Below are 13,975 nucleotides of genomic sequence, written 5' to 3'. Positions count from 1 at the left end.
GGAAGTCTCTCCCTTATGAACGAGATCATTTGCCCGAACCGGCGATCTGGTCGCCGTCGCGGGTCAGGTAATAGGCAGCGAGGATGGGAAGCAGCGTCACCAGCACCACGACCATCGCCACGACATTGGTGACCGGACGCTGGCGCGGACGGATCAGCTCTTCGAGCATCCAGATCGGCACCGTTTGCTGCTGGCCGGCGGTGAAAGTGGTGACGATGACCTCGTCGAAGGACAGCGCAAAGGCGAGCATGCCGCCGGCCAGCAGCGCGGTTGCGATGTTGGGCAGCACGACATGCCGAAAGGTCTGGAAACCGTCGGCGCCGAGGTCCATCGACGCCTCGATCATCGAGCCGGACGTGCGGCGGAAACGGGCGACCGCATTGTTGTAGACGACGACCACGCAGAAGGTCGCGTGGCCGAGCACGATCGTCCAGAACGAGAACGGGATTTCGGCCAGCGCGAAGGCCGAGCGCAGCGCAATGCCGGTGATGATGCCGGGTAGCGCGATCGGCAGGATCACCAGCAGCGAGATGGTTTCGCGGCCGAAGAATTTTGTGCGGGACACGGCGGCGGCGCAGAGCGTGCCGAGGACCAGCGCGATGGCGGTCGAGATCGCCGCGACCCGCACCGACAGCGACAGCGCCTGCCAGACGTCGGGGCGGTTCCAGGTGACGGCGAACCATTGCGTCGTCAGCCCCGGCGGCGGCCAGACGAAGCTCTTCTCCTCCGTGGTGAAGGCATAGACGAAGATCAGCACAATCGGCAAATGCAGGAAAAGCAGGCCGCCGGTGGCAGCGAGCTTCAGGCCGATCGGCGCCGATGGGCCACGGTCAGAGCGCATCGAAAGCCCCCATGCGCTTGGCGCCCCAGAGGTAGAAGCCCATGATGACGATGGGCACCACGGTAAAGGCGGCGGCGAGCGGGATGTTGCCGGCGGTGCCTTGCTGCGAATAGACGGCCTGGCCGATGAACAGCCGCGAGGTACCGATGATCTGCGGGATGATGTAGTCGCCGAGCGTCAGCGAGAAGGTGAAGATCGAGCCGGCGACGATGCCGGGCAGCGTCAGCGGGAACAGCACGTTGCGGAAGGTCTGGCCGGGCGAGGCGCCCAGATCGGACGAGGCCTCGACCAAATTGCCCGGCACGCGCTCGAGTGCGGCCTGCACCGGCAGGATCATGAAGGGCAGCCAGACATAGACGAAGACGATGAAGGTGCCGGTTGACGAGACCGACAGCGAGTTGCCGCCGACGATCGGCAGCGATAGCCATGCATCGAGCAGCCATAGAAGATGCAATTTGGCCAGCAGCCACGTCAGGATGCCTTCCTTGGCGAGGATCAGCTTCCAGGCATAGATCTTGACCAGGTAGCTCGACCACAGCGGCAGCATGACGCCGAGATAAAACAACGCCTTCCAACGGGCGCGCGCATAGCGCGCCGCGTAATAGGCGATGGGAAAGGCAATGACCGCCGACGCAAACGTCACCAGCGCCGCCATCGTCACCGTGCGCAGGATGATGTCGAGATTGGCGGCCTGCAGCAGGTCGCCATAAGTCTTCAGCGTGAACTCGCGGTTGATGAGGCCGGAGAACTCGTCGATCGAAAAGAAACTCTGCAAAAGCAGCGCGAAGAGCGAGCCGATATAGACGATGCCGAGCCACAGAACCGGCGGCAGCAGCATGAGCAGGAGCAGGAGTTGCGGCCGGCGCCAGAAGATGTCGGAGAGCGCGCCGCGTACGCCGCCGCTGCCCGGCAGGATGGCAGGCGCCGTGGCCCGCGGCATGGCAGCGTCCAGGCTCATCCCAGTTCGTCCATCAAATGCAAATGCTCGCGGTTGAAGGTGAGCACCACCGCCTCGCCTTCCCGGGGCAAGGCTGCACCCGCCGGGACGATGGCATGCAGCCGCAAGCCCTCTGCATCGAGCGCCAGTCTAGTCGTGGCGCCGAGATAATTGGTCGAGACAAGGCGGGCGGCAACGCCTTCGCCGTTGGCCCGGCCAATACGGATGGATTCGGGCCGCAGGCTGCCCCAGCGATGCTGGCCGGCATAGCGCTGGACGAAATCCGGCGGCAGCACGTTGGACGAGCCGACGAAATCGGCGACGAAGCGGGTCTTGGGGCGCTGGTAGATGTCTTCCGGCGTGCCGATCTGCATGATCTTGCCATCATTGAAGACGGCGACGCGGTCGGCCATCGACAGCGCTTCGCCCTGGTCGTGGGTGACGAACACGAAGGTGATGCCGAGCGCCTTCTGCAGCGATTTCAACTCCTCCTGCATGTTTTCGCGAAGCTTGAGGTCGAGCGCGCCGAGCGGCTCGTCGAGCAGCAGCACCTTGGGCTGGTTGACCAGCGCCCGGGCGAGCGCGACGCGCTGGCGCTGGCCGCCGGAAAGTTGGCCAGGGCGACGCGCGCCGTAGCCGGGAAGCCGTACCAGCGCCAGCGCCTCTTCCGCCGCCTTTTGCCGCTCCGGTCTGCCGACGCCCTTGACCATCAGCCCATAGGCGACGTTGTCGAGCACGTTGAGATGCGGGAACAGCGCATAGTCCTGGAACACGGTGTTGACGTTGCGGCGATAGGGCGGCACGCCCTCGGCGCGTTCGCCGAAGATCGAGATCGAGCCGGCCGTCGGCTGCTCGAAACCGGCGATGAGGCGCAGGCACGTCGTCTTGCCCGAGCCGGAAGGCCCGAGCATGGCGAAGAACTCGCCCGGCACGATGTCGAGATCGACCGCGTCGACGGCACGCACGCTGCCGAAATGGCGGGAGACTTTTTGGAAGGAAACGGCGGAGGTCATGGGTCGTCCTGATCTGTCAGGCTCATCAAATTTCAGGCGGTCGCGCCGCCCCTCATCCGCCTGCTGGCACCTTCTCCCCGTATATAGTGGACGGCGAGAAGGGAGGCGCTCCAACGCTGGCGACCCCCCGTTTCTTCACGGGGAGAGGGTAAGGGTGAGGGGCAGCGCCGGGCTTCGTAGGTGAGGCGAACTCACCGCCCGCCGATGACGCCGATATAGTCCGACACCCAGCGGTAGTAGGGTACGCACTGGTCGTTCTGGGTGGCGCATTTCGAGACCGGCGTCTTCCAGAACTTGATCTTGTCGAAATTGTCGTAGCCGTTGGTCTTGCAGCCTTCTTCGCCGAGCAGTTCGTTGCCCTTGCAGGCGGCAGGTACCACCGGCAGCGAGCCGAACCAGGCGGAGACGTCGCCCTGCACTTTCGGCGACAGCGAATGCTCCATCCACATGTAGGCGCAGTTCGGGTGGGCAGCATCGGCCTCCATCATCGTGGTGTCGGCCCAGCCGGTAACGCCCTCCTCGGGGATGGTCGAGGCGACCGGCTTCTTGGCCGCGATCAGCGTGTTGACCTGGTAGGGCCAGGAGCCGGAGGCGACGACGCCTTCGTTCTGGAAATCGTCGACCTGGATGGCGGCGTCGTGCCAATACCGTCCGACCAGCGTACGCTGGACCCGCAGAAGGTCGAGCGCGGCCTTGTACTGGTCTTCGGTCAGTTCGTACGGATCCTTGATGCCGAGCTCCGGCTTGTGGGCCATCAGGTAATTGGCGGCATCGGCGATGTGGATGGGCCCGTCATAGGCCTGGACGCGGCCCTTGTTCGACTTGCCGTCGGGAAGCTTCATTTCCTCGAAGACCACGTTCCAGCTCTTCGGCGCCTCCTTGAACACTTCGGTGTTGTACATCAGCACGTTCGGCCCCCACTGATAGGGGACGCCGTAATGGACGCCGCCGACGGTGAACCAGGGTGCATCCTTCAGCCGGTCGTCAACCGTCTTCCAGCTCGGGATGAGATCGGTGTTGATCGGCTGGACACGCTTGCCGGCGACAAGGCGCAGGGAGGCATCGCCCGAGGCGGTGACGAGATCGAAGCCGCCCTCGTTCATCAGCGAGACCATCTCGTCGGAGGTGTTGGCGGTCTTGACGTTGACCTTGCAGCCGGTTTCCTTCTCGAACGAAGTGACCCAATCATAGGCCTTGTCGGTTTCGCCGCGCTCGATATAGCCCGGCCAGGCGACGATATTGACCTCGCCTTCGCCTTTGCCGAGCTCCTTGACCTGGGCGATGGCCTGGCCGGAGAAGCTCAGCGCGACCGTCAAGGCAGTGCATGATTTCAGCAATGAATTCATCGTCGATCTCCCATTTTTGCATGACCTCGAAACCGGTTTCGGTTTTCGGAAGAAGATCATGCGCCCGTTCAAAGACGTTGGATGCGCGGCTCTGAGGGCCGTGCTCCGGCGGCAGCTTTGTTCCCTGACCGAAAAGTGCTGCGAAATTTCCGGTTTCGCAAATTCATTTATCAGAAAGCCGATATCGATTTTTCCGATAGGTCAGCGGCCAATCTTCTCAGGCCGTTGGCGCACCATGCGCTGCGACTGGGCAAGTCCGATGAAGTCGCGCGCCGCCTGCGGCAGACCGGAGCCGCGCCGCCAGACCATGCCGACCTGGACGACCGGCAACGACCCCGAAATATCGCGCGATTCGATGCGGTCGCCTTCCAGCGACCATGGCCGGTAGACGAGGTCGGGCAGCAGCGCCACGCCGGCGCCGGTAGCGACGAGGCTGCGCACCGCTTCGACCGAGCGGGTGCGGAAGGCGACATGCGGCTTGGCGCCGATTGCCGTCAGCAGCTTTCCGGTATTCTCCTCGATCTCGTCGACGGTCAGCATGATCAGCGGTTCCGAGGCGATGTCGCCGATGCCGATGATGTCGGCACCGGCCAAGGGGTGTCCGAGCGGCAGCCACAGCCGGTAGGCCGAGACTTCGAGGATTTCGGACTGCAGCGCGGTGCGGTCGCGCAGGTTCGAGGTGACCATGACGGCAATGTCAAGCTTGCCGCCGATCAACAGATGCTCGAGATAGTCGCCATTGTCCTCGATCGCCGAGACCTCGACACCCGGATAGGCGCGGCGGTAGCGGGCAAGAAGATCGGAAAGCACATAGCCAGCGACCAACGAGGTGACGCCAAGTTGCAGCCGCCCGCTTGCCGCGATCCGTTCGCCGAAGAAGGCGCGGCGCGCATCGGAAACGTCGGCCAGGATCTTCCTCGCATGGCGCAGGAACTGGTGGCCTTTGTGGGTGATGTTCAAGCCGCGCGGGTGGCGCTCGAACAGCTCGACGCCGAGATCGTGCTCCAACTCCTTGATCGCTTCGGTGACCGAGGATTGCGAGATCGACAGGTTCTGGGCGGCGCCCGACACTGTGCCCTGCTCGGCGACGGCGATGAAGAACTGCAATTGGCGGATGGTGAAAGCCATGGCCGGACTAAACACGGCAGAGGCGGCGCTGGGAAGTGGGTGCTGGTGCCGATCTGCCGATAGAGCTCAGCCCTCGCTTCCGCCGTCCGCAATGCTGAGCCGCGCGCCGGCCTGGACGAGGGCGGCGGCGATGTCGTGCGGCGGCGGCCGGTCGGTGGCGAGTTCGGAAAAGCCGCCGAAGCCGCAGACCTGAACAAGGCCCTGGCGGCCGAATTTGCTGTGGTCGGTGACGACAAGCGAACGCTGGCCGCGCGACAGCACCATGCGGGCGAATTCGGCCTCTTCCAGGTCATAGTCCATGACGCCGGGTGACGGCATCGACCGCACCGGTCGATATCACTGTATGGTTGACGGAAAAGCGGCTGACGAATTCGATGGCCGAGACGCCGAAGGCAGCACCGGAATCGCTGCGCAGCTCGCCGCCGGCCATATAGACTTTGTTGCCGTTGACGGTGGCCAGTGTGCGGGCGATGTCGGAGGAGTTGGTGACGACCGTCAGCCGCCGGTGGCCGAGCAGTTCCCGGGCCAGGAAAGAGGTGGTGGTGCCGGTGTCGAGCATGATGGACTCGCCGTCGCGGATGGTGGCGGCGACCATGCGGGCAATAGCCCGCTTGGCATCGGCGTTCTCGCGCATGCGCCGCTCGAACGGCGCTTCGCCGGCAAACGACGGCAGGCTGATGGCGCCGTGCATCTTGAGGATGGAACCGTCGCTGGTCAGTGGCTTGACGTCGCGGCGTACCGTCTCCAGCGAGACGCCCAGCCGGTCGGCCAGGCTGGCAATGGTGACAGTGCCTTCCTCCTTGAGGAGGCGCAGGATTTCGCCATGCCGCTTCGAGTGGACCATCGGTTCCATCCGGTCGGATTGTTGCAGCGTTGACCGTTTCTACGGCAAAAACGCTACTAGCTTCAATAAATTTCGCAAAATTCGGGCAAAAACGCAGAGAACACCACAATTTCGCGTTGACAACGCCTCCAGCGTGGCGCGACATTATCGCTGTGACAGGCTCGGAACGGAGGACGACGGCTGAGCCGCACGAAAAATCGCCTGCCCGAACGCCCGGGAAAACTGTTGGGTGCAAGGGTGCCGAAATTCAGGATCCGCGGGGGCGGATGCCGGCGTCGAAGAAACCCGGCACAAAGGGGCTCGTCGGTGCGGTGCGGGATACCGATCCCGAGATCTGCACCGACGAGATCTTCGCGTTGCCGCCATTCCTCTGTCCGATTGTCATCCCCGGCCAGCCGTGACATGCGTGGAAAATTGACCCGATGTTGGACGAGATCGTGACTGTCGAAGACCGCATCCGCGCGCTGCCTTGCTGGACCGGCAGCATCGACATTGCGCCGCTGCCGGGTGGGCTGAGCAATGCCAATTATCTGGTCAAGGACGCGGCCGGGCGGCACGTCGTACGGCTCGGCCAGGACTATCCGTTCCACCATGTCTTTCGCGAGCGCGAGATGATGACCGCGCGGGCAGCGCACGCCGCAGGCTTCGCTCCGGCCGTCCACTACACCGGACCGGGCGTCATGGTGACGGAGTATCTCGGCGCCAAGGCCTACGTCGCGCAGGACGTGCGCGCCGATCTCGGCCGCGTTGCCGCGTTGATGCGCGGCTTCCACCGGGAGATGCCCAGTCACATCTCCGGCGCCGGCTTCATGTTCTGGGTATTCCATGTCATTCGCGACTATGCGCGCACGCTGGAGGAAGGCCGCAGCCGCAAGCTGGGCGAATTGCCACGCCTTTTGACTCTGGCGGACGAGCTCGAGCGCGCGCAAAAACTGCTGCCGATCGTCTTCGGTCACAACGATCTTCTGCCGGCTAACATAATCGACGACGGTCACAGGCTGTGGCTCATCGACTTCGAATATGCCGGCTTCAACACCGCGATGTTCGACCTTGCCGGCGCGGCTTCGAACGCCGGCATGAGCGACGAGGAATCCTTCGCCTTCCTGACTGCCTATTTCATGAAGGAGCCGGACCCGGCGATACGGCGCTCGCACGCCGCCATGCAATGCGCGTCGCTGCTGCGCGAGGCGATGTGGGGCATGGTTTCCGAGCTCTACCTCGATGCGCCCGGTGTCGACTACGCCGCCTACGCGGACGAAAACCTGGCGCGGCTCGAAGCCGCCCTGGAAAACTACAGGACAAAATACGGGACGCGGACATGACCTTGCCCGCCCAGGCCGGGATCGTGGTCATCGGCGGTGGCATCATCGGCTGTTCGACGGCCTATCATCTGGCGCGCGACCACAAGGCCGAAATCGTGCTGCTCGAACAGGGCAAACTGACCTCGGGTTCGACCTGGCATGCTGCCGGGCTGGTCGGCCAGCTACGCTCGTCGGCGTCGATCACGCGCGTGCTCAAATATTCAGTCGATCTCTACAAGGGGCTGGAAGCCGAAACCGGCCTCGCCACCGGCTGGAAGATGACTGGCTGCCTGCGCCTCGCCACCAATGCCGACCGCTGGACGGAGTATAAGCGGCTGGCAACGACGGCCAAAAGCTTCGGCATGGACATGCATCTGCTGTCGCCGGCCGAGGTCAAGGAAATGTGGCCGCTGCTGGAAACCGGCGACCTCGTCGGCGCGTCCTGGCTGCCGACCGACGGTCAGGCAAGCCCTTCCGACATCACCCAGTCACTGGCCAAGGGCGCGCGCATGCATGGCGCAAAATTGTTCGAGGAGGTGCGGGTCACCGGCTTTGAACTGACCAACGGCCGGATCGTCAAGGTTAGGACGAACAGGGGCGATATCGCCTGCGACAAGGTGGTGAACTGCGCCGGGCAATGGGCGCGGCAGGTGGGTGCGTTGGCCGGCATCAACGTGCCGCTGCAGCCGGTGAAGCACCAGTACATCATCACCGAGAGGATCGTCGGCCTGGCGACCGACGCGCCGACAATTCGCGACCCCGATCGCCGCACCTATTTCAAGGAGGAGGTGGGCGGGTTGGTGATGGGCGGCTACGAGCCGAACCCGCAGGCGTGGACGACCGGCCTGCCCGGCGGCGATGTGCCGGACGATTGGGAGTTCCGGCTGTTCGACGATGATTACGATCATTTCGAGCAGCATATGAGCCAGGCCATCGAGCGCGTCCCGGCGCTTGCCAATGTCGGCGTCAAGCAGATGATCAACGGGCCGGAGAGCTTTACGCCGGACGGCAATTTCATCCTCGGCGTGGCGCCGGAATGCCCCAATATGTTCGTCGGCGCCGGCTTCAATGCCTTCGGCATCGCGTCCGGCGGCGGCGCCGGCTGGGCGCTGGCGCAATGGGTCGTCGACGGCGAGGCGCCGCTCGATTTGTGGGTGGTCGACATCCGCCGCTTCTCCGACCTGCACCGCGACCGGAAATGGGTCGGCGACCGCACGCTGGAAGCCTACGGCAAGCACTACACGATCGGCTTCCCGCATGAGGAATATGCCAGCGGACGGCCGCGCATCGTCTCACCTTTGTACGAGCGGCTGCAAAAACATCGCGCCGTGTTCGGCTCGAAACTTGGCTGGGAGCGGCCGAACTGGTTCGCGCCGGCAGGCATCGAGCCGAAGGACGTCTATTCGATGGGCCGGCAGAACTGGTTTTCACCCGTCGGCGACGAGCATCGCCATGTGCGCGAAAAGATCGGTATTTTCGACCAATCGTCGTTTGCCAAATACGAAATGACCGGAGCCGACGCGCTGAAGGCGCTGGACTGGATCTGCGCCAATGACGTCGCCAAGCCGGTCGGCCGGCTGACCTACACACAGCTCCTCAATACGCGCGGCGGCATCGAGGCCGATTTGACCGTGGCGAGGCTCGGTGAGGAAAAATTCTACATCGTCACCGGCACCGGGTTCCGCACGCACGATTTCTCCTGGATTGCCGATCATATCGGCAGGGAGTTCGACGTGACGCTGACCGACGTCACCGAGGATTTTGGCACGTTGTCGCTGATGGGGCCGCGCGCACGTGACGTGCTGTCGGCGGTGACCGATGCTGACGTCTCGAATGCCGCCTTTCCGTTCGGCCATGTTCGCGAGATCGCCATTGCCGGCCACGCCGTGCGGGCACTGCGCGTCACCTATGTTGGCGAACTGGGCTGGGAATTGCATGCGCCGCTCGCGGCGACAGGCGAGGTTTTCGACGCGCTGATGGCGGCGGGCGCTACCCACGACATCCGCCCGGTCGGCTACCGGGCGCTGGAATCGCTGCGGCTGGAAAAAGGCTACCGCGCCTGGGGCGCCGACATCACGCCCAACGACACGCCGCAGGAGGCCGGCCTCGGCTGGGCGGTGAAGCTCAGGAAGAACACCGATTTCCTCGGCCGACGGGCGCTTGAAAAGCTCGGTGGCTCGACGCTCAGGAAACGCTTTGCCGGCTTCACTGTCGACGATCCCGACGTCGTGCTGCTCGGGCGCGAGACCATCCTGCGCAACGGCGAGGCGGTCGGTTACCTCACCAGCGGCGGCTATGGCTACACCATCGGCAGGAACATCGGCTACGGCTATGTGCGCAATGCCTATGGCGTCAGCGATGATTTCCTCACCTCCGGCGACTACGAGCTGGTTGTGGCAATGGAACGGACGCCGGCGAAGATTCACCTCGAGCCGCTTTACGATCCGGCAGGAGTAAAGGTGAAGGCGTAGAGCGTTCCGATTTCAGCCTCAGTTCACGATGAGCACCAGCCCCCGGCTAGGCACCGTATCGGCCTCGCCTGGCATCGAGACATAGGGCGGCGTCTCCTCGGCGCGGGTGACGATGCCTTGCGCCTCGAGCTCGGCGATCCGCGCGGCAAAGCCCGTGTCCCACAGCGTGTTCTTCACCGTCAGTACGATCACTCCGCCCGGCCGGCAGATGCGGATCAGCTCGTCCAGCCCCTCGGCTCCGACATGGCCCGACGTGAAGACGCCGGCTGAGATGATCCCGGCATAGGCATCGTCCACGAAGGGCAGCGGCCCGCCAAGCGCCAGGCAGTGCAGCGCCGAATAGATACCTTTGCGCGCCGCTTGCGCCAGCATTCCTTCCGAGATGTCGAGCGCCTCGACCTGCGGATAACCGGTGATGGCGAGCCACTCGCCGATGAGCCCGGTGCCGGCGCCGGCATCGAGGAGAGGTGCGGCGCCGCGCGGCAGATGGCGGGCCAGCAAGGCAAGGCAGATGGTGGGATGGCGATAGCCGGCCGCCGACATGTCGGCGTCGTAAGTGCCGGCCCAGCTGTCGTAGAGCGCGGCTACGTCTTCCGGCCGCTTCGCCGCATAGGCTGCGGCGAGTGCGCTCTGCTGTTTGCTGTCCGTCATTGCTGTTTCGTCGCCCGGTATTGATCCGCTACGCGATGATAGCCAAACGGTGAAAACTGTGGAACCGTCGTCGCGACAATAAAGATGGGAAAAGGAGCGAAAGCCATGGCGGATGACCAGGCACGCGCCGCGCTTGCGGCAATTCCGATGCTGGCCGGCTATGACGGCCCGCTGGAACGGCTCGGCGGCCTGACCAACCTCGTCTTCAGAGGTAAGGATTTCTGCCTGCGTATCCCCGGCAAGGATACCGAGGAATACATCAACCGCGCCAACGAGGCAGTGGCGGCCCGGGAAGCGGCGAAGGCCGGCGTCAGCCCGGAAGTGCTGCATGTCGATGCCGAGACCGGCGTGCTGGTGACCCGCTTCATCGCCGGCGCCGAGACGATGTCGCCGGAAAAATTCAAGACCCGACCGGGCAGCCCGGCACGCGCCGGCAAGGCCTTTCGCAAGCTGCACACATCCGGCGCGGTGTTCCCCTTCCGCTTCGAGCTGTTCGCGATGATCGACGATTATCTGAAAGTGCTGTCAACCAAGGACGTCGCCCTGCCTGCCGGCTACCACGATGTGGTCCGCGAGGCGGAGGCAGTGCGCTCAGCACTTGCAGCTCAACCTCTGCCGATCGTCGCCTGCCACTGCGACCCGCTCTGCGAAAACTTTCTCGATACGGGCGACAGGATGTGGATCGTCGACTGGGAATATTCCGGCATGAACGATCCGCTCTGGGATCTCGGCGACCTCAGCGTCGAAGGGCAATTCGACGCCGCGCAGGACGAGGAAATGATGCTGGCCTATTTCGGCGGCGAGCCGAGACCGGCGGAGCGCGCCCGCATCGTCATCTACAAGGCGATGTGCGACCTTTTGTGGACGCTGTGGGGACTGATCCAGCTTGCCAACAAAAATCCGGCCGACGACTTTCGCGCCTATGCAGACGGCCGGTTTGCGCGCTGCAAGGCACTGATGGAGATGCCGGAATTTTCGCGGCATCTCGCAGCGGTGCGCCGGGGTTAATTCACACCCTTCGGCACGTTCTCGGGCGGCACCACGGTTTCGACCACCTTCTGGCGATGGAAAATGAACAGGCCGGCCAGCACGACGATGGCCGAGCCGATCAGGATGCGCGGCCCAGGCACATCGCCGAAGAAGGCGAGGCCGAAGACCACTGCCCACAACAGCAGGCTGTAATGCAGCGGCGCCAAGGTCGAGGCCGGCGCCAGCTTCAACGCCCTGGTGATCATCAGATGCGCACCGCAGGAGACGATGCCGAGAAGCAGCATGGCGCCGAAGTCGAGCGAGGACGGCGTCCTCCAGCTGCCGAGGGTCAGCGCAGCGCCGACCAGCAGCGTGCCGATGGTTTGCCAGGTGACCAGCGAAGTGTCGCTGGTGCCGCGGAGCCGCCGATTGAGGATGATGGCGAAGGCAAAGGAAATGCTGCCGGCGAGCGCGAACATCGAGGACAGCGAGAACGCGGCCGACGACGGCTTCAGCATGATCAGCACACCGCAGAAACCGAGCAGGATAGCCGCCCAGCGGCGCCAGCCGACCCTTTCGCCGAGCAAAAAGTGCGACAGCGCCGCGACGTAGATCGGCCCGGCCATGTAGAAGCTCATCACATCGGCGAGCGGCAGATAGACGACCGCCGCGTAGAACAGCGCCGTGTCAAGCGTCGTCATCACCACGCGCAGCAGCTGCAGCTCCGGCCGCTCCATGAGAAACAGCTTGGCCGCACCCTGATGGGCAATCATCGGCCCAAGTATGAAAAACGCGCCGATCGAGCGGATCAGCACGACCTGGCCGACGGAAAAACTGGCAACCAGCCACTTGCCCATCGCATCGTTCAGCGCAAACAGGAAATCGCCGGCGAGCATCAGCAGGATGCCGGCCAGCAGCACGTTCCTGATCGTCGAATTATGGGCTGCGGGCTGCGCCATTCCGTTACCGGTTCCTCGCCGTGGGGTACGGTGACCCGCGTCGTAGTCGCAAGCTGCGGCCGTGACGAGGCGAAAATCGAGAATTCGGTAAGACCAGCGCCGGAAATCGGCTGGACTAATGCATGTCGCGCAAAAGTGTGCAGCGGTTTTGCGACAACGACATGCATCAAAACAGGAACTTAAGCGCGTCGCATGAGGCCGGTCGAGCGCGACGCGCTTTAAGCGTGGCGCCGGTTCACCGTGCCCGGCCTTCCGGCGATCGAAAGCCGCGTGTCCTGCCGGCTGCGCTCGGCCACCACCTTGCCCCTGGCAATGACGCAGAGACGCTCTGGGCGCAGCCGCAGCGCCTCGACCGGGTTGCCGGCATCGAGAACGACCAGGCTGGCGCGCTTGCCGACCGCCAGGCCAAGGTGGTCGAGGCCCATGATGGCGGCATTGACGTTGGTGACCATGTCGAAGCAGCGCGCCATCTCTGCCGGGCTCGACATCTGGGCGACATGCAGGCCCATGAAGGCGACGTCGAGCATGTCTGCGGTGCCCAGCGAATACCAGGGGTCGAGCACGCAATCCTGGCCCCAGCCGACGCGGATGCCGTGCGCCAGCATCTCCTTGACCCGCGTCAGCCCGCGGCGCTTGGGAAAGGTGTCGTGGCGGCCCTGCAGCATGATGTTGATCAGCGGATTGGGGATCGCCGAAACGCCGGCCTCGGCAATCAGCGGCAACAGTTTCGAGACGTAGTAATTATCCATCGAATGCATCGATGTTAGGTGCGAGCCGGCCACTCTGCCCTGCAATCCAAGCCGCTGCGTCTCATAGGCAAGCTGCTCGATGTGGCGCGACAGCGGATCGTCGGTCTCGTCGCAATGCAGGTCGACCATCAGGCCGCGCTCGGCCGCGATCTCGCAGAGCTCGGTGACGGAGCGCGTGCCGTCGGCCATGGTGCGCTCGAAATGCGGAATGCCGCCGACGACATCGACGCCTATGTCGAGCGCCCGGATGGTGTTGCTGCGCGCCGTCGGCGAGCGATAGAAGCCGTCCTGCGGGAAGGCGACCAATTGCAGGTCGATATACGGCGCAACGGTCTTCTTCACGTCGAGCAGCGCTTCGACCGCCAGCAGGCGGTCGTCGCAAACATCGACATGGGTTCGGATCGCGAGCAGGCCCATCGACACCGCCCAGTCGCAATAGGCAAGCGCACGGTCGCGCACCGCCTCGTGGGTCAGAAGCGGCTTCAGCTCGCCCCAAAGCGAGATGCCTTCGAGCAGCGTGCCCGAGACATTGATGCGGGGAATGCCGAGCGAAAGCGTGGCATCCATATGGAAATGCGGATCGACGAAGGGCGGCGAGACCAGATTGCCACGGGCATCGATCGCCGTGCCGGCGCTGACGTTCAGCTCGGGCTCTATCGCTGCGATCGTTTCGCCGACGATGCCGATATCGGCGATCCTGCCGTCGGGCAGCGTGCCGCCGCGCACCACAAGGTCGAAATCCATCTATCGTTACCCCTTTGAAGAG

12 protein-coding genes and 1 pseudogene are annotated in these 13,975 nt (G+C 64.1%); 4 read left to right on the top strand and 9 right to left on the bottom strand.

Annotated features, from left to right (window positions below):
* Positions 1-25: 25 nt before the first annotated feature.
* The 6 genes and pseudogenes from NKJ84_RS14215 to NKJ84_RS14190 all read right to left on the bottom strand — a co-directional run bounded on the left by NKJ84_RS14215 (position 26) and on the right by NKJ84_RS14190 (position 6,109).
* On the bottom strand, positions 26-841 hold the full coding sequence (locus NKJ84_RS14215; protein WP_352506955.1) for an ABC transporter permease: 816 nt from the start codon (positions 839-841) through the stop codon (positions 26-28).
* Positions 831-1,781, bottom strand: coding sequence for an ABC transporter permease (locus tag NKJ84_RS14210; RefSeq protein WP_352507003.1), 951 nt, complete (start codon positions 1,779-1,781; stop codon positions 831-833). Before NKJ84_RS14210 ends, NKJ84_RS14215 begins: the two co-directional genes overlap by 11 nt.
* 14 nt (positions 1,782-1,795) lie before the next feature.
* Positions 1,796-2,791 carry an ABC transporter ATP-binding protein gene (locus tag NKJ84_RS14205; protein WP_352506954.1) on the bottom strand — a complete coding sequence of 332 codons (996 nt, stop codon included), beginning with the start codon at positions 2,789-2,791 and terminating at the stop codon, positions 1,796-1,798.
* 191 nt (positions 2,792-2,982) lie between these two features.
* Positions 2,983-4,137: an ABC transporter substrate-binding protein gene (locus NKJ84_RS14200; RefSeq protein ID WP_352506953.1), complete on the bottom strand. Its 1,155-nt coding sequence runs from the start codon at positions 4,135-4,137 to the stop codon at positions 2,983-2,985.
* 201 nt (positions 4,138-4,338) lie between these two features.
* Positions 4,339-5,265 carry a LysR family transcriptional regulator gene (locus tag NKJ84_RS14195; protein ID WP_254816127.1) on the bottom strand — a complete coding sequence of 309 codons (927 nt, stop codon included), beginning with the start codon at positions 5,263-5,265 and terminating at the stop codon, positions 4,339-4,341.
* A gap of 66 nt (positions 5,266-5,331) precedes the next feature.
* A pseudogene (locus NKJ84_RS14190) lies at positions 5,332-6,109 on the bottom strand (DeoR/GlpR family DNA-binding transcription regulator).
* A 266-nt stretch (positions 6,110-6,375) separates the two neighbouring features.
* Between NKJ84_RS14190 and NKJ84_RS14185 the strand changes: the two are divergent.
* From NKJ84_RS14185 to NKJ84_RS14175, 3 genes are read left to right on the top strand one after another with little or no spacing between them, the layout of a single operon-like run.
* Positions 6,376-6,510, top strand: a complete 135-nt coding sequence (locus NKJ84_RS14185) for a hypothetical protein (RefSeq protein WP_352506952.1) — start codon at positions 6,376-6,378, stop codon at positions 6,508-6,510.
* A gap of 36 nt (positions 6,511-6,546) precedes the next feature.
* Positions 6,547-7,431 (top strand): phosphotransferase, encoded by an 885-nt coding sequence (locus tag NKJ84_RS14180; protein ID WP_352507002.1) that lies wholly within the window; start codon positions 6,547-6,549, stop codon positions 7,429-7,431.
* Positions 7,428-9,881 (top strand): GcvT family protein, encoded by a 2,454-nt coding sequence (locus NKJ84_RS14175; RefSeq protein ID WP_352506951.1) that lies wholly within the window; start codon positions 7,428-7,430, stop codon positions 9,879-9,881. The genes NKJ84_RS14180 and NKJ84_RS14175 overlap by 4 nt, the downstream gene beginning before the upstream one ends.
* A gap of 18 nt (positions 9,882-9,899) precedes the next feature.
* On the opposite strand, the gene NKJ84_RS14170 is transcribed toward NKJ84_RS14175, so the two are convergent.
* Complete coding sequence (locus NKJ84_RS14170; RefSeq protein WP_352506950.1) at positions 9,900-10,532, bottom strand: class I SAM-dependent DNA methyltransferase; 633 nt, start codon at positions 10,530-10,532, stop codon at positions 9,900-9,902.
* Positions 10,533-10,637: 105 nt separating this feature from the next.
* On the opposite strand from NKJ84_RS14170, the gene NKJ84_RS14165 reads away from it, so the two are divergent.
* On the top strand, positions 10,638-11,540 hold the full coding sequence (locus tag NKJ84_RS14165; RefSeq protein WP_352506949.1) for a phosphotransferase: 903 nt from the start codon (positions 10,638-10,640) through the stop codon (positions 11,538-11,540).
* On the opposite strand, the gene NKJ84_RS14160 is transcribed toward NKJ84_RS14165, so the two are convergent.
* Together NKJ84_RS14160 and NKJ84_RS14155 are read right to left on the bottom strand one after the other, a co-directional pair.
* Positions 11,537-12,460, bottom strand: coding sequence for a DMT family transporter (locus NKJ84_RS14160; protein WP_352506948.1), 924 nt, complete (start codon positions 12,458-12,460; stop codon positions 11,537-11,539). The genes NKJ84_RS14165 and NKJ84_RS14160 overlap by 4 nt on opposite strands.
* 218 nt (positions 12,461-12,678) lie before the next feature.
* Positions 12,679-13,953, bottom strand: coding sequence for an amidohydrolase family protein (locus tag NKJ84_RS14155; RefSeq protein ID WP_352506947.1), 1,275 nt, complete (start codon positions 13,951-13,953; stop codon positions 12,679-12,681).
* Positions 13,954-13,975 lie beyond the last annotated feature (22 nt).

It is taken from the genome of Mesorhizobium sp. M0048 (genome assembly GCF_040323405.1).
GTDB lineage: Bacteria > Pseudomonadota > Alphaproteobacteria > Rhizobiales > Rhizobiaceae > Mesorhizobium.
The sequence above is the reverse complement of the archived record's forward strand: the minus strand, read 5'-3'. Positions and strand labels throughout refer to the sequence as shown.

Excerpts from the sequence above, each read along its gene's own strand:
- NKJ84_RS14215 (WP_352506955.1), bottom strand. The coding sequence starts at position 841 with ATGCGCTCTGACCGTGGCCCATCGGCGCCGATCGGCCTGAAGCTCGCT.
- NKJ84_RS14210 (WP_352507003.1), bottom strand. The coding sequence starts at position 1,781 with ATGCCGCGGGCCACGGCGCCTGCCATCCTGCCGGGCAGCGGCGGCGTA.
- NKJ84_RS14205 (WP_352506954.1), bottom strand. The coding sequence starts at position 2,791 with ATGACCTCCGCCGTTTCCTTCCAAAAAGTCTCCCGCCATTTCGGCAGC.
- NKJ84_RS14200 (WP_352506953.1), bottom strand. The coding sequence starts at position 4,137 with ATGAATTCATTGCTGAAATCATGCACTGCCTTGACGGTCGCGCTGAGC.
- NKJ84_RS14195 (WP_254816127.1), bottom strand. The coding sequence starts at position 5,265 with ATGGCTTTCACCATCCGCCAATTGCAGTTCTTCATCGCCGTCGCCGAG.
- NKJ84_RS14185 (WP_352506952.1), top strand. The coding sequence starts at position 6,376 with ATGCCGGCGTCGAAGAAACCCGGCACAAAGGGGCTCGTCGGTGCGGTG.
- NKJ84_RS14175 (WP_352506951.1), top strand. The coding sequence starts at position 7,428 with ATGACCTTGCCCGCCCAGGCCGGGATCGTGGTCATCGGCGGTGGCATC.
- NKJ84_RS14170 (WP_352506950.1), bottom strand. The coding sequence starts at position 10,532 with ATGACGGACAGCAAACAGCAGAGCGCACTCGCCGCAGCCTATGCGGCG.
- NKJ84_RS14165 (WP_352506949.1), top strand. The coding sequence starts at position 10,638 with ATGGCGGATGACCAGGCACGCGCCGCGCTTGCGGCAATTCCGATGCTG.
- NKJ84_RS14160 (WP_352506948.1), bottom strand. The coding sequence starts at position 12,460 with ATGGCGCAGCCCGCAGCCCATAATTCGACGATCAGGAACGTGCTGCTG.
- NKJ84_RS14155 (WP_352506947.1), bottom strand. The coding sequence starts at position 13,953 with ATGGATTTCGACCTTGTGGTGCGCGGCGGCACGCTGCCCGACGGCAGG.